The organism is Variovorax nivicola (assembly GCF_051216475.1).
Lineage (GTDB): Bacteria > Pseudomonadota > Gammaproteobacteria > Burkholderiales > Burkholderiaceae_C > Variovorax.
In genome coordinates this window covers 72,605-92,216 of sequence record NZ_JBPJZK010000011.1, presented here as the reverse complement: position 1 = coordinate 92,216, position 19,612 = coordinate 72,605, and the positions used below count along the sequence as shown (strand labels likewise).

Genomic DNA, 19,612 nt, shown 5'->3' with positions numbered 1-19,612 from the left:
CCATACTGGGGCTTCCACGACGCGATCACCGGAGCCTTCCATGAGCAACGAACTGCGCAAGAAGCTGCATGACCTGGCCGAACTCTGCGAAAACGCCCCCGACCCGCAGACCAAGGCCATCATCGAGGCAATCCGGCTCCAGACGGCGGTGCTGAACGAACGATTGTTCTCCATCGAGCTGCAGGTGGGCGCGCTGACCAAGCGCCTGGAAAACACGACCGACTGAGGGGCGGCCGCTTTGTAGGGATAATCCCCGTCATGAGCGGCAACACCTTCGGAACACTCTTCGCGGTCACCAATTTCGGCGAGTCGCATGGCCCGGCCATCGGCTGCGTCATCGACGGCTGCCCCCCGGGCATGGAACTCAGCGAGGCCGACATCCAGGGCGACCTCGACCGCCGGCGCCCCGGCACCAGCCGCCACGTTACCCAGCGCAACGAGCCCGACGCGGTGCAGATCCTGTCCGGCGTGTACGAAGGCAAGACCACCGGCACCCCCATTGCGCTGCTGATCCAGAACACCGACCAGCGCAGCAAGGACTACGGGCAGATCGCCCAGCAGTTCCGCCCCGGCCACGCCGACTTCACCTACTGGAAGAAATACGGCATTCGCGACCCGCGCGGCGGCGGGCGCTCTTCGGCACGGCTGACTGCCCCCATGGTCGCGGCCGGTGCGGTCGCCAAGAAGTGGCTGGCCGAGAAGTACGGCATGGTGTTCCGCGGCTGCATGACGCAGATCGGCGAAATCGCCATTCCGTTCGAGAGCTGGGAGCACGTGCCCAACAACCCCTTCTTCGCCCCCATCGCCGACGTGAGCGCGCTGGAAGACTACATGGACCGTCTGCGCAAGGCCGGCGATTCGTGCGGCGCGCGCATCCGAGTGACTGCCACCAACGTGCCGATCGGCCTCGGCGAGCCGCTGTTCGACAAGCTCGATGCCGAGATCGCCTACGCGATGATGGGCATCAACGCGGTGAAGGCGGTCGAGATCGGTGCTGGCTGGGACAGCGTTACGCAACGCGGCACCACGCACGGCGACTCGATTACGCCCACCGGCTTCGTCACGAACAACGCGGGCGGCATCCTCGGCGGCATCAGCTCGGGGCAAGACCTCGAGGTGAGCATCGCGATCAAGCCCACCAGCTCGATCATCAGCCCGCGCCAGTCCATCGACATCAACAACAACCCCGTCGAAGTCGTCACCAAGGGCCGCCACGACCCCTGCGTCGGCATCCGCGCGACGCCCATCGCCGAGGCCATGCTGGCGTTGGTGGTCATGGAGCACGTGCTGCGCAACCGCGCGCAGTGCGGCGATGTGCAGGCCCAAGCCAGCAAGACAGAGGCCGCGTCGCCGCAGGCGTCCTTCCTGTAGTGTCCGCCCCGCCACCAGTGGCCGCCGGGCGCGGTCACATGCTGGCATTCGCTGGTCTGTCGGCCAGCTATTTCGCGCACATCGGGTTCTTCAATCCGTACCTGCCCCTGTGGCTCAAAGATTTGGGGCTGCCGATCTTCACCATCAGCCTGCTGGCTTCGGTGCAGTCGATCACGCGGGTGTTCGCGCCCTATGCCTGGGGTGCGCTCAGCGACCACACGGGGCAGCGCGTGAAGCTGCTGCGCTTCAGCGCGGCGGTGGCGCTGATCAGCTCCTTCGGGCTGTGGTGGCACGGCGGCGCATGGTGGCTCGCGCTGGTGCTGCTCGTGATGTTCACCCATACCAGCTCGATGATGTCGCTCACCGAGGCCGCCATGGCGCAGCTGGTGGCCGGCGACTGGGGGCGCTATGGGCGCATCCGGCTGTGCGGCTCGGCCGGCTTTTTGCTCACGGTGTTCGTGGCGGGCGAGTGGTTCGAGCGCTTCGGCATGAAGCACTTTCCGGCCTGGGCCGCGGGCACGCTGGCCATCGTGCTGATCGCGACGATGAAGCTGCCCGACGTGCGCGAGCCACCCGCGGCGCACGACGCGGTAAGGGAGCCCATCGGGCCGGTGCTGCGCAACCCGGCAGTGCGGTGGTTCTTCGCGGCGCTGTTCTTCCAGGTGATGTCGCACTTCTCGGTGTACGCCTTCTTCTCGCTGTACCTCGACTCGATCGGCTACAGCAAGAGCACCATCGGCCTGCTGTGGGCGCTGTCGGTGGTGGCGGAGATTGTGTGGTTCTTTCTGCAGGGCCGGCTCATCGGCCTGATGCCGATGCCGCGCTGGATGCTGGTGTGCGGCATCGCGGCCGTCGCCCGGCTGGGGCTGACAGCGGGGCTGGGCGGGTGGATTGCGGCGCTCATCGTGGCGCAGTGGCTGCATGCGCTGAGCTTCGCGGCGCATCACACGACTTGCATCGCGGTGGTGTCGCGTCGCTTCCCTGGTCATCTGCGCGGGCGCGGGCAGGCGCTGTTCACGGTGATCGGCTATGGCTTCGGTGGCGTGCTGGGTGTGCTGCTTGGTGGCGCGGTTGCGCAGGCTTTTGGCTACCGCACGATGTTCACAGCGGCGACGCTGCTGGCGGTGCTCGGCAGCCTTTGTGCCTGGCGCGTGGTGAAGCTGGATCGGATGGAGCGCGCGGCCAGGGCCTGATGGGGAAACGAAGTGTCATGGGCCTTACATGCCCACGTCACCTCGGATTTTTACGCTGCGCACTCCGTAATCTTTTCTCCTAATTTCTCATGTCCGTTTCCGACGAATCGCGCGGCGCCAGCACGCCGCGTCTCCCTTCGCCTGCCCAATCGAACGTTGCCGAACAGAACAACGACAACAACAGCAACACGGCGCCGCGTCGGCAGATGCTCAAGCTCGGTGCCTCGCTCCTGACGGTTGGCGGCAGCAGTGCCTTGCTCGCGGCCTGCGGCGGTGGTGGTGGCGGTTCACCTGCCCTCGGCCCGCTGCCTGCCCCGGCACCCACGCCGGCACCGCCGCCCGCTCCACCGGCAGCCGCAGTCAAGATCTCCAGCTTCGCGCTGGCCGTGATGCCCGACACCCAGTTCTACGCGCGCTATGCCACCGCCGACGAGAGCGACCAGTACGACAAGCGCTTCGGCAGCGCCCCCTTCGCTGCCCAGACGAAGTGGATCGCCGCCAACGCCAAGGCGCTGAACATTCCCTTCACCATCCACCTCGGCGACGTGGTCGACCAGGTCGGCAAGCCGGACCAGTGGAAGGTGGCCGATGCCGCCATGAAGGTGCTCGAAGACGCGAAGTTGCCCTACAGCGTGCTGGCCGGCAATCACGATGTGCTGAGTGACGTCGACTACAGCATTGACCCCGTTGGTGGTACCGATGCCAACCGCACTCCCGCCAACGAGCCCTACATTCAATGGTTCGGCACGGAGCGTGCGAAGAAGCAGGCCACCTTCGGCGCGCGCGACCCCAGTGGCTTCCACGAGTACCACGTGTTCGAAGCGCAGGGCCAGAAGTTCATGGTGCTGTCGCTCTCGTGGCGCATCTCCGACGCGGGCATTGCCTGGGCCCGTCAGGTGATCGCGAAGAACCCGACGCTGCCCGTGATCCTGGTGAATCACCAGTTGCTCAACATCGCGCCCGACGGCACCAGCCCACTCGAGACCGACTACGGCAAGATGCTCTGGGAGAAGCTGATTCGCGACAACGACCAGATCTTCATGACGCTCAACGGCCACCACCACGGCGCCGCGCACCTCACGAAGACCAACGACTTCGGCCGCAAGGTCGAGGAGATGGTGGTCGACTACCAGATGGCCTACCAGGGTGGCAATGGCCTGATGCGCCTGTACGAGTTCGACCTGACCAACAAGAAGATCAAGGTGCTGTCGTTCTCGCCGTGGGTGCCGCAGAAGCCAGCCGCCACGCTCAACAGCTTCGATCAGGCCGTGCTCATCACGCCCAACGAGGCCTTCGCCATCGACATGGATTTCGCGCAGCGCTTTGCGGGCTTCAACAAGAGCTTCGGCACCGGCAGCGCCACCATCGACAGTTCGCTGGTGGACAAGGCTCGCGCGATGATCCTTGCCAACTACAAGGACCCCGCCGCGGTCGTGCAGCGGCCTGCTGCGAATTCGGACGACTACCCCAAGGTGGCGAACACGCTGGCGCACTGGCGCTTCTTCGGTGGTACGGTCAACCAGCCCGTGCTGCCGGGTACCGTCATCGCCGACGTCACGGGCACCAACCCGCTGCACCGCGATGCACTGAACCAGAACGGTGTGGCGAGCGCCGCCGATGGCGACATCGTGTGGACCGATGACCGCCACTATCTCTCGGCCGCGCCGGGCTCGGTACGTTTCCTGAACACCATGAGAGACAAGAACGGCGTGCCGCCGCGCATGAGCTACTTTCTCACCAAGATAGACCCGCCGCCCGCTCCGATCAACGCTCAGACACTGGAGAACGGCTACACCATCGAAGCCTTCATCAAGATCGACAAGAGCTGGACCAGCGCCAACCAAGCGTGGATGAACATCATGACGCGCGACGGCAAGCGGGGCGACCTCGCCGGCTATTCGGGCGGTGACCCAGAGTCACCGCCGATGCTGTTCGCCATTTCGAGCCTGCGTGAAGTGCAGTGGGAAGTGGTGCCGAGCCAGACGGGTAGCCGTACGTACAAGACCAATTGGTCGGGCGAAGTCATCGCAGACCGCTGGGTGCACATCGCGATCGTGAATGATCCGGTGTCGCATGACACCACGATGTACGTCGAAGGCGCACCTGTGCTGCGCAACGCGTCAGCCGCTCCAGGGCTGGCCACGCTCTCGGCCGACTCGCCCTGGGTGGTCGGCGGCGGCTCGTGGAACGGAAACCGCGCCGACGGCTTCTTCGGAAACATCGGCGAGGTACGCGTAGTGGCGGCGGCATTGACGCCGACGCAGTGGCTCACGGCACGCAAGCCGGCCTGAGCCCATTGGCGCGGAAAGGCCGGCCGGCCTATTTATTTCTTCTTGCCGGCCTTTCCCACCTTCGCAGCCGTCTTCGCCGCACCCTTGCCGTTCTCCTTCTCGAACACCGCAAAGTACTCCGAAGCCAACTTGCGTAGCGACTTCCCGATGTTCGCGTAGTCGTATTCATTGAGGTTGGCCAGCGACACGCGCCCCGACGCGTGCTTGCCGCCGAAGCCGCGGCCTGGCAGCAGCACGATGCTGGTCTCCTCTGCGATGCGGAAGAGGGCTTCGTTGGGCTGCAGCTTCGTCAAGATCCACTTGCCGAAGCGCTCGCCATGCATCTGCGTGGCGATGTCCTGCAGGTCGAGCAGGTGGTAGTAGCTCACCGAGTTCGGGTCGGCCTGCAGCGGCAGGCCCAGCTCGCGGTACAGGGCCTCCTTGCGGCGCGAGACGATGTGCTTCATCGACTTCTTGTACACCTCGGGCTCATCCATCAGGCAGAACAGCGAGAACATCACCATCTGCGCCTGCACCGGCGTCGAGAGGCCGGCCGTGTGGTTCAGCGCCACGGTGCGGCTGTCGGCCACCAGGCGGTCGATGAACTTCAGCTTGCGCGGCTCGGTGGTGATGGAGCTGTAGCGCGCATCGAGCTCCTTCAGCTTCGCCTCGGGCAGTTGCGCGATCTTGCGGTCGAGGATGTTGTCTTCGTGCGTGGCCACCACGCCCATGCGCCAGCCGGTCGCGCCGAAATACTTGGAGAACGAATACACCAGGATCGTGTTGCGCGGACAGATCGCAAACAGAGAGCGGAAGTTGTCGGCGAAGGTGCCGTACACGTCGTCCGTGAGGATGATGAGGTCGGGCCGCTGCTTCACGATGTCGGCGATGTAGCCCAGCACTTCGTCGCTCATCTTCACCGACGGCGGGTTGCTCGGGTTGCAAAGGAAGAAGGCCTTGACCTTCGGATCGAGCAGCTTCTGCAGTTCCTTCTTGGTGAACTGCCAGTTGTTCTCTGACGGCGCATCGATCAGTGCCTCGATCAGCTGGTAGTCGTTGAGGTGCGGAATCTCGATGTAGGGCGTGAAGATCGGCATGCCCAGCGCGATGGTGTCGCCGGGCGACAGCACGTGGTTCTCGCGCAGGCTGTTGAAGAGGTAGGTCATGGCGGCAGTGCCGCCTTCCACCGCGTACATGTCGAACTTGCCCACGAAGGGGTGCGTGCCGATCATCTCCTTGTGGATGTACTTGCCCACGATGATCTCGCTCAGGCGCAGCATGCGGTCGGGCACGGGGTAGTTGCAGCCGAGGATGGCCTCGCACATTTCGTAGATGAAGTCGCCCGCCGACAGGCCCAACTGGTCGCGCACGTACGACACGGCCGCCTCGATGAAGCGCACGCCGGGCTCGCCTTCATGCGACTTGGTGAAGATCTCGAAGCGCGCTTCGATGCCCTCGCGTTGAGGGAAGCCACCCACGTGGTCCATGTAGATGTAGGAGCGCTCGCTCTCGGTCATCGCGAACAGGCCGAACTGGAAGAAGCCGTGCCGCGGCGTGGTCGCCAGGAAGTTCGGATTGCCGCGCCCGGCGTTCAGCATGAGGCGGTCGCTCTGCTTGGCGACCTGGATCAGCGCATCCTTGAGTTCGAAGGGACTCAGCCCGGCCAGTTTTTTCACGTCTCCTAGATCCATTGGATGCTCCTTGGTTGAGAAAAGAGAAAAGGAAGGAATTGATGCTCAGACAAGCGCGACGATCAGCGGGCCGAGCAGCGTGAGGAACACGTTCGCCAGCGCATAGGTGATGGCGAAGGGCACGGTGGGAATGGAGTTCTCGGCCTTGCCGAGCACCTCGCCGAATGCGGGGTTGGCGCTGCGCGAGCCGCTCAACGCACCCGCGAAGACGGCCGTGTTGTCGTAGCGCAGCACATAGCGGCCGAACAGCATCGTCAGCAGCATCGGCACGATGGTGACGACCACGCCCACGCCGAAGATGGTCAGGCCAAGCTGCTTGATGGTCTGCACCGCCTGCAGGCCCGACGACAGGCCCACCACCACCACGAAGCCCGCCAGGCCCAGGTCTTTGAGCAGCTGCACCGCGCTCGGCGGCAGCGCACCGAAGGTCTGGCGCTTGGCGCGGTACCAGCCGAAGAGCAAGCCCGAGAGCAGCGCGCCGCCGCCGGAGCCGAGCGTCAGCGGGATGTTGCCGATCTTCGCGCTCAGCAGGCCAATCAGCAGCCCCACCACCAGGCCCGCACCGAGGTAGACGAAGTCGGTCTTCGCGCTCGGCACGATCACGTCGCCGACGATGGCCGCCACGCGCTTCACGTCCTGCTCGGCACCGAAGATCGACACCAGGTCGCCGGTCTGCACCACGGTGTCGGGCTTCATCGGCAGCACTTTGCCCATGCGGCTCAGCTCCACCACGAAGATGCCGTGGCGCACGCCGCCGGCCGTGAGCTTGCGGATCTCGTCCACCGTCTTGCGGTCGAACTCCTTGTTGGTCAGTACGATCTCGCGCTTTTGCATGGTGAGCTCCATGCCGTCGACCGCATAGACCTCCTTGCCTAGCAGCGGCGCACTGGCCACTACCGCGTCGCGTCGGCCGACGGCCAGCACGATGTCGCCCTGATGCAGCACGAGCTCGGGGCTCACCTCGACGAACTTGCCGTCGCGCTTCACGCGCTCGATGGTGATCGTGGTGGCCGGGTTGGCATTCTCGATGTCGGCGACGGTGCGCTTCGGGTCGACCACGAGTTCGTAGATGCGGCCGACCAGCGAGGGCGCCGCTTCTTCCTGGTCGGGGCCGAGCACCTTCACGCCGGCCTGCATGGCGGTCTCGGCCGAGATGGCGTCGTCGCGGATGGTGCGACCCATGAACTTCGGCAGGATGTTGACGCACACGATGATCGCGCCGAAGGAGCCGAACACGTAGGTCACCGCATAGCCGATGGCCACGTTGGCCTGCAGCCGCGCGGTTTCGGCGGCCTCGAGCCCGAGCTTGCCGATGGCATCACCCGCTGTGCCGATGATGGCCGACTGCGTGAGGCCGCCCGCAGCCACGCCTGCAGCCAAGCCCTTGTCGAGCCCGCACAGCTTGGCCATGACTACCACCGTTGCCAGACCGGTGGCCGCCATTACTGCGGCCAGGATGATTTCCTTCACCGACTGCTTGCCGAGCGAGCTGAAGAACTGCGGCCCGCTTTCGAAGCCCACCGCGTAGATGAAGAGCGCGAACAGCACTGCCTTCACGCCGGCGTCGACCTGCACGCCGACCTGGCTCACGATCACCGCCACCAGCAGCGAGCCGGCCACGCCGCCGAGCTGGAACTTGCCGAACTTGATCTTGCCGATCCAGTAACCGACCGCCAGCGAGAGAAAGAGCGCCATCTCGGGCGACTTCTTGAAGAGTTCGTGCAGCCATTCCATGAGTCAGGGTCCTTTCGGTTTGCCGATGTCGTTGGAGTTCATTTCGCCGCGTGCGCGACCAGCCCGGCCAGTGCCACGATGAGCGGGCCCATCAGCGGCAGCACCACGTTCGAAATTGCATAGGTGATCGTGTAGCCCAGCAGCGGCGTGGCATTGCCCGCGGCGTTCTGCACCGCGCTGAGTGCCGGCGTGCTGCACTGCTGGCCCGCGATGGCGCCGAGCAGCACGGGCGCCTCGAGCTTGAGCAACCGGTGGCCGATGAACAGCGAAATGCTGGCCGGCACCACCGCGACGGCCACGCCGACCAGCGGTAGCGCAATGCCGAACTTCTTGACGAGCGCCAGCGCCTGCGGCCCCGATGCGAGGCCGACGCAGGCGATGAACGTGGCCAGGCCCAGGTCTTTCATCAGCGCCAGCGCTTCGGGCGGCACGCTCAGTCGGTGCGGGTTCTTCGACTGGTACCAGCCGAAGACCAAGCCCGTGAGCAGCGCGCCGCCGCCCGTGCCCAGCGAGAACGGAATGCCACCGAGCTTGACGCTGAAGCTGCCGATGAACACGCCCAGCAGGATGCCCATGGCCGCATAGCTGATGTTGCTGTGCGTGGATTCGACGACGCGGTCGCCGATCAGCGGCAGCGTCCGCGCCACGTCGAGCACCGGCCCGTAGAGCTTGAGCACGTCGCCGCGCTGCAGCTTTACGTCGTGCAGCAGCGGCATGGCGTTGCCGTCGCGTGTCAGGCCGACGATCTGCACGCCGGGCGGAAGCGGCGCGCCCTGCAGCTCGTGCAGTTCGCGGTCGAACCATTCGCGCTGGTTGACCACGACCTCGGTGGTTTCCACGACGGTGTCGAAGGCTGTGGTGTTGGCGAACTCGCGACCCAGCAACTCGGCCACGTTCACCAGCACGCTGCGCCGTCCGATGGCCAGCACTTGGTCGAAGGCCTGCAGCCGCAGCGTGGGTTCCACGGCCAGGCTCTGCCCGCGTCGCATGACCCGTTCGATGCTGGCGTGGCCGCCGAAGATCGCCGTCAGCTCGCCGACGGTGCGCCCACGGCCCACGGTGACCAGGAACACTCGGCCGATCATCTCGGGCGTGGCGCTGGCTGCGTCGGGGTCGTCGCCGCCACCGCCCATCGTCTTCCAAAGCTTGTCGGCCTCCACGCGCAGGTCGACGCGCAGCAGCAGTGGAAAAATCTGGCTCGTGGCGACCACGATCGCGATCAGCCCAAAGACGTAGGTGATGGAGTAGGCCGTGACCACGTTGGCCTGCAGTTGCCGAATGTCGGCCAGTGGCAGTGCGAGCTTGGAGATTGCATCGGTGGCCGTGCCCACTACGGCCGATTCGGTGGCCGCGCCGGCCATCAGGCCCGCGGCCGTGCCCTGATCGAGTGAGAGGAAGACGGTGGCGAGCAACACCAGCGCCAGAACGACCACTACTTCGACCAGGCACAGCAGCCCGAGCCGCAGGCCCTTGGCATCGAGGTTGGCAAAGAACTGTGGACCGCCCGCATAGCCGAGCGCAAAGATGAAAAGCATGAAGAACACGTTCTTCACGCTGTCGTCGAGATGGATGCCAAGCTGGCCGACGACGAGGGCGGCAATCAATGTGCCGCAGATGCCGCCAAGCTGGATGGGGCCGAAGCGGATCTGGCCCACCGCATAGCCAATGGCGAGCACCAGGAATAGTGCGATCTCGGGTTGGCTTCTCAGTATTCCGACCAACTCATCCATCACGGCCCGATCCTCTTTCTGGCACGGTAATTGATTCGGACGTAATTCACGTAACGCTCCTCCACGTGACTTTCTGCACTGGCAGCCGCAGAGGGGCAAACTTTATGCTGATTTAATTGGTCATCTATTTTTCGCATTGCTTCTTACGATAAATCAACATTTAAAATAATTGTCAAAATGTGCAGCGGGAGGTGGGCATGAAGCTCATTGGTAAAACAATATTCTTATTGGTTAAGTCTTTATTAATTAATTGGGGCTACAGAACTGACGGGGCGTTGCAATGACGCGCCGAGTAACGATCCAGACGCCGGCAGCCGATGCGTTGCAGTTCCGCCAGTTGGTAGGCCGCGAAGCGCTGAGCCAGCTGTACGCCTTCGACATCGAGTTGCTGGGCAACAGCAACAACATCGACCCCAAGACCCTGTTGGGCAAGGCCACCACCGTGTCGGTGGAAACCGAAGGCGGCGTGCGCTATCTGAGCGGCATCGCCACGCGCTTCGGCCTGGAGCAGGAAGATGCGCGGCACTCCTTCTATCGGATGCGCCTGCGCCCCTGGCTGTGGCTGGCCACGCGGCGCAGCGACTTCCGCATCTTCCAGGGCAAGAGCGTGCCCGACATCGTCATGGAAGTGCTCGGCAGCTACGGCTACCCCATCGAGAAGAAGCTCACGCGCAGTGACTACCGGCAGTGGGACTACTGCGTGCAATACCACGAGAGCGACTTCGACTTCATCTCGCGCCTGTGCGAGCTCGAAGGCATCTACTACCACTTCAGGCACGAGGCGTCGCAGCACGTGCTCGTGTTCGCCGACGACATCGCCCACTCGCACAGCCCGCTGCCCGGCGGGGAAGAGGTGCGCTACCACCCGCTGGAGAAGTCCGGCATGGGCCAGCGCGAGCGCATCTACGCATGGGAGATTGCGGAGGAAGTGCGCTCGGGTCACCACTACAACGACGACTACGACTTCCAGAAGCCCAAGGCCGAGCTGTCGCACCTGCGCCAGATGCCGCCCGGGCACGACCACGACGCCTACGAACAGTACGAATGGCCCGGCGGCTTCGTGCAGCACGGCGACGGCGAGACCTACGCGCGCATCCGCAACGAGGAGCAACTGAGCCAGCGCAGCCGCGTCACTGGCCGCGCCAACCTGCGCGAACTCGCCACCGGCCACACCCTGCGCCTGACCGGCCACCCCAAGGCCGACCAGAACCAGCAGTACCTGCTCGTGGGTGTGAGCTACCACCTGCAGGAGAACCTGCAGGCCAGCGAAGGTGCAGAAGGTACTGAAGGCTCCGTGCAGCGCTTCGCCTTCGACGCGCAGCCCACCAGCTACGCCTGGCGCCCGCAGCGCACCACGGCCAAGCCGCGCACGCGCGGTCCGCAAACCGCACTGGTGGTGGGCCCGCAGGGCGAGCAGATCTGGACCGACCAGTACGGGCGCATCAAGGTGCAGTTCCAGTGGGACCGCATCGGGAAGGAGAACGAACACTCCAGCTGCTGGGTGCGCGTATCCACTGCGTGGGCGGGCGCCACCTTCGGCATGATCTCCGTGCCGCGCATCGGCATGGAGGTGATCGTCGACTTCCTCAACGGCGACCCCGACTACCCGATCGTCACGGGCTGCGTGCACAACGCCGACACCATGCCGGCGTGGCAGTTGCCTGAACAGAAGCACCTGTCGGGCATCAGGAGCCGCGAGCTCGGCGGTGGGCGCAGCAACCACATCGTGCTCGACGATACGCAGGGCAAGATCCAGGCGCAGTTGCGCAGCGATCACCAGGCCAGCCAGCTGAGCGTGGGGCACATCGGGCGCATCGAGGACACGGCGGGGCGCAAGGACGCCCGGGGGCAGGGCTTCGAGTTGCGCACGGATGGGCATGGGGTGATGCGCGCGGGCAAGGGGCTGCTGGTCTCCACCGAAGCGCGCCCGAATGCGCAGGCGCACATCACCGACATGAGCGAGACGGTAGGGCGTCTCACACAGGCGCGCGATCTGCATGAAGGCCTGAGCGGAGTGGCGCAAGGCGCGCAGGCCCATGAGGCCGGCGACCAGGACGAGGTCACCACGAGCCTCAAGGAGCAGAACGACGCCATCAAGGGGCAGGGCGGCAATCGCGAGCAGGGCGACTTTCCGGAGTTCCAGGAATCGCACCTGACGCTGGCCAGCGCCAAGGGCCTGCAGACCGTGGCGCAGGGCTCGACCCACATCGTGAGCAACGAGCACAGTGCGCTCACCAGCGGCGGCCATACGAGCGTGAGCGCGGGCAAGAGCCTGCTGGTGAGCGTGCAGAGCGCGATCCGAATGTTCGCCTCCAAGGCCGGCATGCGGCTCGTGGCGGCCGGTGCAGACATCGACATAAAGGCGCTGAAGGACAGCGTCAACGTGCTGGCCAAGCTCAACATCACGCAGACCGCCAACAAGATCACCATCCACGCGAAGGAAGAAGTGGTGATCAACGGGGGCTCGAGCTACAGCCGCTGGAGTTCAGGCGGGATCGAGCACGGCACTTCCGGCATCTGGCGCGAGCATGCATCGGTACACAGCCTCGTCGGGCCCGCCAACGAGGGCAAGCCTGCGCTGCCCAATCCGCCGCAGGTGCCGAAGGGGCAGCTCGACCTGTACCACCAGTACATCAAGCCGACTGGCGAAAAGCGCCAGGGCGTGGCGCAGGGCGACTTCACCGTGGTCGATGCGGAAGGCGGCACGCACGCCGGCACCTTCGACCGCAACGGGTTCGCGACCGTCTCGGGCCTGCCCATCGGCACCGCCAAGGTCACATTCGGCAAGGACCCCCGCGACCCGTGGGAGGAGGGGAGCTATTTCGGCACGCCCAAGGACTGGAAGGCAAAGGGCGCGACGGGCGCAGGTGCCGAGGGGGCCGGTGGCGGCGTATCGGGGCTTTCGGGCTTGACCAGCGGCTTTGCGGGCATGGCCGGTTCGGCAGGCGGTGCCGCGGGCGCGCTCGCCGGTGTCGCGGGCATGGGCAGCAAGGCCGCGAGCACGCTGGGCCAGGTCACCCAGGCGGCCGGCATTGCGCAGCAGGCTGTGGGTGCAGCGCAAGCCGTTCAGCAGGGCGGCGCCAAGGCGCTGCTCGGTCAGGCGAGCCAGGCAGCAACCGGCATGGCGATCCAGGCGGCCGGCGCCAAGCTGGGGCCGATGGGTGCGCCGATCACCGGCGTGATGAGCGGCATGGCTTCGGGCGGCATGAAGCCGGGCATTGCAACGATTGCCGCCAACCCCGCAGCTACAGGCCGAACACCCGGCTTCATGGGCTGACCCGCCGCGGCGCGCCGTACTCCACCAACCCAACGCACAAGCTCGAAGAGAACAAGAAAAAATGGCAGGACCGGAAGCAGCGCCGAAGCCGCAGGCGACGGAGCGCGAACCCCAGACGGCGGTTGCGCCACTGAACACCATCGTTACGGAAGACATCGCTGCCGCGAGCAAGGCGGTGGACGACTGGTTGCGCTCGTTCAGCGGCGGCTATGTGACGCTGGAGCGGTTGACGATGGTGCTGGGGAGCATCCCGATCGTCGGCAACATCATGGCGTTGGTGGATGTGTTCCTGGACATCATCAACATCGTCGAGAAGAAGGCCAAGGACGGGGTCGAAGCATTCCTGACCTGGGTCAGCCTGGGCATCAACCTGATCGGGCTGATCCCGTTGCCGATGAACATGGCGGCCGCGCGCATGAGCCTGCGCCCCACGCTGCATCTGGTGAGGCAGGAGCTGAAGGCGGCCGCCTCGAACCTGGGCGAAGCCATCGTCACGACGCTGGTAGGACACCTGAACGCCACCATCGTCGGCGAACTGGAAGTCTTCATCGATGGCGCCATCGCCAAGCTCGGTGAGATGCTGCAAGGCTGCGCCAAGCTGGGCGACAGCATCGTGGACAACCTGGTCGACATCCTGCAGCGGGTGCTGGGCCAGAAGGACATGTTCACGGTCAGTACGCCCGTCGCGGCGGAAACCAGCGTGCACGACCCGAAGACTCAGAGCACATGGAGTCGGCTGTGGGGCAGCGCCGTCAAGTACACGAAGCAGTCGGCCAACTACGTTGCAAAAGCGGCGGCCAATCACTTGCCCGATGGCGTGGCGGTACAGGTCAACGGCGTGATCGGAAGCCTGCTGGACTTCAAGAAGACCTTTCGCAACCAGCTCGTGCGCCTGGCCGACAAGGAGGCGCAGGCCAGCATCATGTGGCTGCTGCACAAGCTGCTGGCCGCCATCCAGCGCAAGAAGGGGCAGCGCGGCGCGATTGTTTCGCCGAATGCCGGCGCGGTGGCCCAGAAGGACAAGCCGGGCGACCAGCTCGGGCACATCGGCAAGCAGGCGGACGGCCAGAAGGACGCAGGCTGCAAGAATTGCCCGGCGCCTGTTGCGCTCGGCAAGTCGATCAGCCTCGTCACTGGCTGCGAGAGCTTTACCCACGCGGACTTCGTGCTCGCCGCGCCGTTGCCGATCGAATGGGCACGCACCTACCGCAGCCAGCTCGATGCCTACGACCGCGGGATCCTGGGCGCGCGCTGGCTCACGCCCTATAGCACGCGCGTGGACCTGATGACGCCAACCAGGGGCGAGCGCGAGGGCCAACCGAGTCTGGTCTATCACGCAGCCGATGGCCGCAGCCACGCCTATCCCTTGCTGGCCGTGGGCCAGGTCTATCGGGATTCCATCGAGGAGGTGACCATCTCGCGTCTGAGCGAAGCGTTGCTGACGCTGGACTTCGGCAAGCCACTGCCTGTGGGTGAGCAAGGCAATTGGCGTGAGATCTACGAGCTTGTCGAAGGCCGGTCGCACTATCGGCTCGTGACCTTGCAAGCCAGGGACGGCGCCTCCATCGGCCTGCGCTATGACCATGTGATCGCAGGCACGGGCGAGCAAGTGCTGAGCGACATCATCAGCAAGCAGGGCGAAGCCATCATGGCGCACGTGGGCACGCAGCCCGATGCGCGAACAGGTCTGATCAAGTCGCTGTGGGAATTGAAGGACGGCCAGGTCGTGCGTCAGCTTGCCGCCTATGCGCACGATGCGGAACGCGATCTCGTGTCCGCGAAGGACGAGAACGGTGCCAGCTGGAGCTACGGCTACAGCCATCACCTCGTGACCCGCTACACCGATCGCACCGGCCGCGGCATGAACCTCGAATACAACGGCACCGGCGCAGATGCCAAGGCGGTGCGCGAGTGGTCCGACGATGGCAGCTTTGCGCTGAAGTTCGAGTGGGACAAGAACATCCGCCTGACCTATGTGACCGATGCCCTGGGCGGCGAGACATGGTTCTACTACGACATCCTGGGCTACACCTATCGCATCATCCATCCCGACAAGCTGCAGGAATGGTTCTTCCGCGATGACGCCAAGAACGTCACCCGTCATGTGCATACAGACGGCAGCACAGACGACTACGCGTACGACGTCGGCGGCAACCTGCAAATGCACACACGGGCCGATGGCAGCCGTGTTCATTTCGAATACGACAGGTTGAATCGCCTGACGGGTTTGCGCGATGCCGAAGGCAGCGTCTGGAAGCGCGACTACGACGCGCAGGGTCATCTCACGGAAGAGATCGACCCGTTGGGTCACAAGACCGAGTACGCCTATGACAAGGCCGGCCGGCCGGCGTGCATCACCGATGCCAAGGGCGGCTCGAAGCAACTGACGTACACCCCGGCCGGCCAGCTCGCCAGTTACACCGACTGCTCGGGAAAGACCAGCCGATGGGAGTACGACAGTCGCGGGCGGCTGACCAAGGCCATCGATGCGGCGGGGCAGGCCACGCGATATCGCTACACCCCCGAAGGCGAGGCCGCTGCGAGGAGCGATGGAAATCATCCAGGGCAACTCGAAGAAATCTCGCTGCCTGACCAGACCCGCGAGCAATTCGCGCATGACGCCGAAGGCCGGCTGCTCGCTCACACCGATGCGTTGGGCCGTCGTACCCGCTACAGCTACAACCGGGCTGGGCTCGTGGCAGGACGCACCGACGCCGCGGGCCATACGCTGCAATACCACTGGGATCTGCTGGGGCGCCTGACCGAACTGCGCAACGAAAACGGCAGCCGCTACAACTTCAGCTACGACCCGGCGGGGAGACTGCTGGAGGAAACCGGCTTCGACAGGCAACGCAGGCAGTACCTCTACGAGGAATCCACTGGCGCGCTGGTGCAAGTCGTCGAGGCGGAGGCGCACACGACAGGGTTTCGTTTCGATCCGATGGGGCGACTCGTCGAGCGCGATGCGGGCGAGGGGCAGGTCGAGACCTTTGCCTTCGATCTCAACGGTATGCTGATCGAAGCGGTCAATCGTGACGCGAGGTTGCAGTGGTTCTACGACCCCGCCGGGAACCTGACGCGCGAGCACCAGCACCATCTGGCCAGTGCGCAGACGGCAGTCTGGCAGCACCGCTACGACGAACTCAACCAGCGCATTGCGACCATTCGCCCCGACGGCCATGTCACGCAATGGCTGACCTACGGTTCGGGCCATGTGCATGGTCTGCTTGTCGATGGACAGGACATCCTGGGCTTCGAACGCGACGACCTTCATCGGGAGATCGGCCGGACGCAGGGCAATGGCCTGAGCCAGCGCCTGCGGTACGACCCTGCCGGCAGGCTGCTGGAGCAGCAGATATCGCAGGCGAAGCCGGACACCGCCGGCACACTGAGCCTTCGCCGGAGCTATGGCTACGACAAGGCCGGTCAGCTGACCGCCATCGGAGACAGCCGGCGCGGCAACCTGAACTACAGGTATGACCCCGTGGGCCGCCTGCTCGAAGCCAGCAGCCGCCTGGGCCGCGAGACCTTTGCCTTCGACCCGGCCGGCAACATCGCCGACGCCGCACGCGGCGATGCGCCGCAAGGTCTGCGCGCGGTCAACAAGCTGTTGGACAACCTGCTGAAGGAATACGCTGGCACCACCTACCGCTACGACAAGCGCGGCAACCTGACCGAGCGCGTCAAGAACGGGAAGAAAACAGTCTTCGAGTGGAACGGCTTCAACCGCATGACCGCGGCCACGAGCGAAGAGGGCTCCACCACCTTCAGCTATGACCCTGTGGGGCGACGCATCGCCAAACGCTCACGCGACGCCACAACGCTGTTCGGCTGGGACGGCGACACGCTGGCCTTCGAGAGCACGCAGAGCATGGCCGGCGAGAGCGAGCGGCTGGGCCGGGGCTGGAGCGTCCACTACATCCACGAGCCGGATTCGTTCGTGCCGCTGGTGCAGATCAGGCAAGCGCGAGCCGTCGCGCTGAGCTCGACCACGGACGTGAAAACGCTGATGGATGCCAATGGCGGGGAGTACGACATCGAGCAGGACCCGCTGTGGAACGGCGAGCAACTGCCGAGGCCGAGTGCCTTTGCGAAGGAGGAGATTGCTTTCTACCAGTGCGATCACCTCGGCACGCCCCAGGAGCTGACGGATCATGAAGGCCAGATAGCCTGGTCGGCGCAGTACAAGGCATGGGGCGAGGCAAGAGAGGTCATCAGCGAAGCAGGAAGACGGGCCGGCTTTGCCAATCCGATCCGTTTCCAGGGGCAGTATCTGGACGACGAGACCGGGTTGCACTACAACCGATTCAGGTATTACGACCCGCACAGTGGCAGGTTTATCTCGAGCGACCCGATCGGGCTGCTGGGTGGACACAACACCCATGTGTATGCCGTCAATCCAACCGAGTGGGTCGATCCGCTTGGCTTGAGCGGTAATTCGGCGCAACGGCGTAAGCAGTCACGAGCATCTGGCAGTAAAAAATGCTGTCCATGTCCAGACTCCGGGCATTTATATCGAGGCGTTTCAGCAAATCATCCGGCGCTGAAGGACGCTAAAAACGGTATTGTTACTCCCGCACTTTCTGCGGGAGGAGCCTCGGCAACTCAACACAATGAGGGTGGGTATTCAGGTGAAAGTCAATACACGTCGTGGTCTCGAAAGAAAGAGATTGCGGAATATCACGCCAAGAAGGATGGTCCGGGTGGAGTTTTATTGAGTGCTCCGTACGGGGCTCCCAAAGAAGGCGATTGCTGGTCATGGGAATTTTCTGATGATGCATGGGGCGAGTCTGAAGTCTTGCTCAAAGGGCGCCGCACGGGCCTTGGAGTTCATAAGCCATGATTTCTTTGTCTGACGTTAAAAAATTCTTTCTCAGCCTACCGCAAGAGGAGTGGGTTGCTGTCCTTTCAATTTTTGATGAAAACTCGGGTTCGGTAATGAAATTCATCCGAACTGCATCGCCATCTTCATTGAAGAGCGAGTTCGAAATCAAAAAGGTGAGCACTGAGCAAGCTGGAATCAAATCTTGGGGATTGATGGACTTGATTGCTCGGCTTGGTGAATTGGATGGAAATATTGCCCTTGATGTTCAGGAGTTGTCGACACAAAAATGGATCGGATTGTGTGTCTCGGAAAAATCCAAGATGGAAATAATAGGTTGCGCTTTTGTTGAGAACCGGAAGAGTGGCATGAGGACACCGCCCAATTGGGATGGATCTTTGGAAGAGCTGAATAAGTTCAACGGACCCGATCAAACGAAGAAAATATAGGTCTTCGAGCCATGGCATTCGACTTTGAAGCACGACGCGCATATGCGAATAATTTGCCGAGCTTCCCTCAAGCAAGCGCAGCGCTTTCTTTCAAGAACAGCCAAGCTCCTGTGAATCTGGCCGAATGGCGCCCACAAGCCGGCCAGCCAGAAAGCGGACGGCAGCATGGACACCGCGGACCCCGGGCTCTGGCATACCTTCAACCCCAAGCCATGAAGAACATCGACCTCAGGTTCAGCGCGATGCGGGCATTGCCGGCACCGCTTCTTCTTCCTCTTCTTCTTCAGCTACCTCTCTCTCACGCAACGGGGAACCACGCCATGGACAAGCCCGATGCTGCACCTGCCTCTTCCTCGCCCATCTCGGGTGCGCACGCCTATGCGCTGACAGACGCACAGCGAGCCGATCTGGCTGCAAAGGCCGAGACTGGCGACACCGAGGCTGCGTTTCGTCTCTCGCTGTACTACACCTTCGTGTCTTCGGACGCAGATCAGCGTATCCGCTGGCTATCGATCGCGGCCAAGGGCGGCCATGTCGTGGCGCAGCACAACCTGGCCTACGACCTCTACATGAATGGCAAGGATCTCACCGAGGCAGCGCACTGGGCGGCGGAGTCGCTGAAGAACGGCAATGCTGATGCCGGCGATCTGCTCAAGGAAATCGAGGAGGCCCGCGCCAAGGCCCGGAATGCGCGTCCGTGATTCATGACCTCGATGTCTCTGCCGTGCCGCTCTTTGAACTCGAGTCGCCGGATCAGTTGCTGCTCAACACACCGCTGGTCGTTGCAATGAGCAAGGCCTACAAGCTGTTCGAAACGACGGGACAGGACCTGAACAACTTCAACGTCCACATCGCTGAGAGAAAGCAAGAAAACGGCGAGGACGAGAACGGGGTCAACACCATCGGCATTGCGTTCACCGCCAAGCTACCTCCGGGGCAGAAGGGGCTTGGCAATGTCAGCAAGCCGGGGCGATCGATCACGTACATCGCCTCCAAGACCACGGGCGAAATACTTCGGGAGCAGAGGAGCCGGTAATGGCATTCGGCGCCGAGCCTGTCACGGGAGACGTCGGTC

At 63.9% G+C, this 19,612-nt stretch carries 12 protein-coding genes; 9 read left to right on the top strand and 3 right to left on the bottom strand.

From position 1 onward, the window contains the following. Nucleotides 1-40 precede the first annotated feature (40 nt). From ACSFBF_RS31045 to ACSFBF_RS31030, 4 genes are all read left to right on the top strand, one after another. Nucleotides 41-226, top strand: coding sequence for a hypothetical protein (locus ACSFBF_RS31045; RefSeq protein WP_093050601.1), 186 nt, complete (start codon nt 41-43; stop codon nt 224-226). Nucleotides 227-258: 32 nt separating this feature from the next. Further along, entirely contained in the window at nt 259-1,371 is a 1,113-nt protein-coding gene (gene aroC, locus ACSFBF_RS31040) for a chorismate synthase (protein WP_435473762.1), read from the top strand. Nucleotides 1,372-1,409: 38 nt separating this feature from the next. Beyond that, nucleotides 1,410-2,564 carry an MFS transporter gene (locus ACSFBF_RS31035; protein ID WP_435473760.1) on the top strand — a complete coding sequence of 385 codons (1,155 nt, stop codon included), beginning with the start codon at nt 1,410-1,412 and terminating at the stop codon, nt 2,562-2,564. 89 nt (nt 2,565-2,653) lie between these two features. Beyond that, nucleotides 2,654-4,855: a LamG-like jellyroll fold domain-containing protein gene (locus ACSFBF_RS31030; protein ID WP_435473758.1), complete on the top strand. Its 2,202-nt coding sequence runs from the start codon at nt 2,654-2,656 to the stop codon at nt 4,853-4,855. A gap of 32 nt (nt 4,856-4,887) precedes the next feature. Here the strand turns inward: ACSFBF_RS31030 and ACSFBF_RS31025 are convergent, their stop codons facing one another. From ACSFBF_RS31025 to aspT (ACSFBF_RS31015), 3 genes are read right to left on the bottom strand one after another with little or no spacing between them, the layout of a single operon-like run. Continuing rightward, entirely contained in the window at nt 4,888-6,525 is a 1,638-nt protein-coding gene (locus ACSFBF_RS31025; protein WP_435473756.1) for a bifunctional aspartate transaminase/aspartate 4-decarboxylase, read from the bottom strand. Nucleotides 6,526-6,570: 45 nt separating this feature from the next. Further along, nucleotides 6,571-8,259 carry an aspartate-alanine antiporter gene (gene aspT / locus ACSFBF_RS31020; protein WP_435473752.1) on the bottom strand — a complete coding sequence of 563 codons (1,689 nt, stop codon included), beginning with the start codon at nt 8,257-8,259 and terminating at the stop codon, nt 6,571-6,573. A 38-nt stretch (nt 8,260-8,297) separates the two neighbouring features. Beyond that, entirely contained in the window at nt 8,298-9,989 is a 1,692-nt protein-coding gene (gene aspT / locus ACSFBF_RS31015; protein WP_435473931.1) for an aspartate-alanine antiporter, read from the bottom strand. A 280-nt stretch (nt 9,990-10,269) separates the two neighbouring features. On the opposite strand from aspT (ACSFBF_RS31015), the gene ACSFBF_RS31010 reads away from it, so the two are divergent. The 5 genes from ACSFBF_RS31010 to ACSFBF_RS30990 all read left to right on the top strand — a co-directional run bounded on the left by ACSFBF_RS31010 (nt 10,270) and on the right by ACSFBF_RS30990 (nt 19,573). Next, entirely contained in the window at nt 10,270-13,266 is a 2,997-nt protein-coding gene (locus ACSFBF_RS31010; RefSeq protein WP_435473750.1) for a type VI secretion system Vgr family protein, read from the top strand. A gap of 61 nt (nt 13,267-13,327) precedes the next feature. After that, entirely contained in the window at nt 13,328-18,109 is a 4,782-nt protein-coding gene (locus tag ACSFBF_RS31005) for an RHS repeat-associated core domain-containing protein (protein WP_435473748.1), read from the top strand. Further along, nucleotides 18,106-18,537, top strand: coding sequence for a hypothetical protein (locus ACSFBF_RS31000; RefSeq protein ID WP_435473746.1), 432 nt, complete (start codon nt 18,106-18,108; stop codon nt 18,535-18,537). The genes ACSFBF_RS31005 and ACSFBF_RS31000 overlap by 4 nt, the downstream gene beginning before the upstream one ends. A gap of 320 nt (nt 18,538-18,857) precedes the next feature. After that, the gene (locus ACSFBF_RS30995) at nt 18,858-19,238 is read left to right on the top strand and encodes an SEL1-like repeat protein (RefSeq protein ID WP_435473745.1); all 381 of its coding nucleotides are present in this window, start codon (nt 18,858-18,860) and stop codon (nt 19,236-19,238) included. Continuing rightward, complete coding sequence (locus ACSFBF_RS30990; protein WP_435473743.1) at nt 19,235-19,573, top strand: hypothetical protein; 339 nt, start codon at nt 19,235-19,237, stop codon at nt 19,571-19,573. Before ACSFBF_RS30995 ends, ACSFBF_RS30990 begins: the two co-directional genes overlap by 4 nt. Nucleotides 19,574-19,612: the final 39 nt, after the last annotated feature.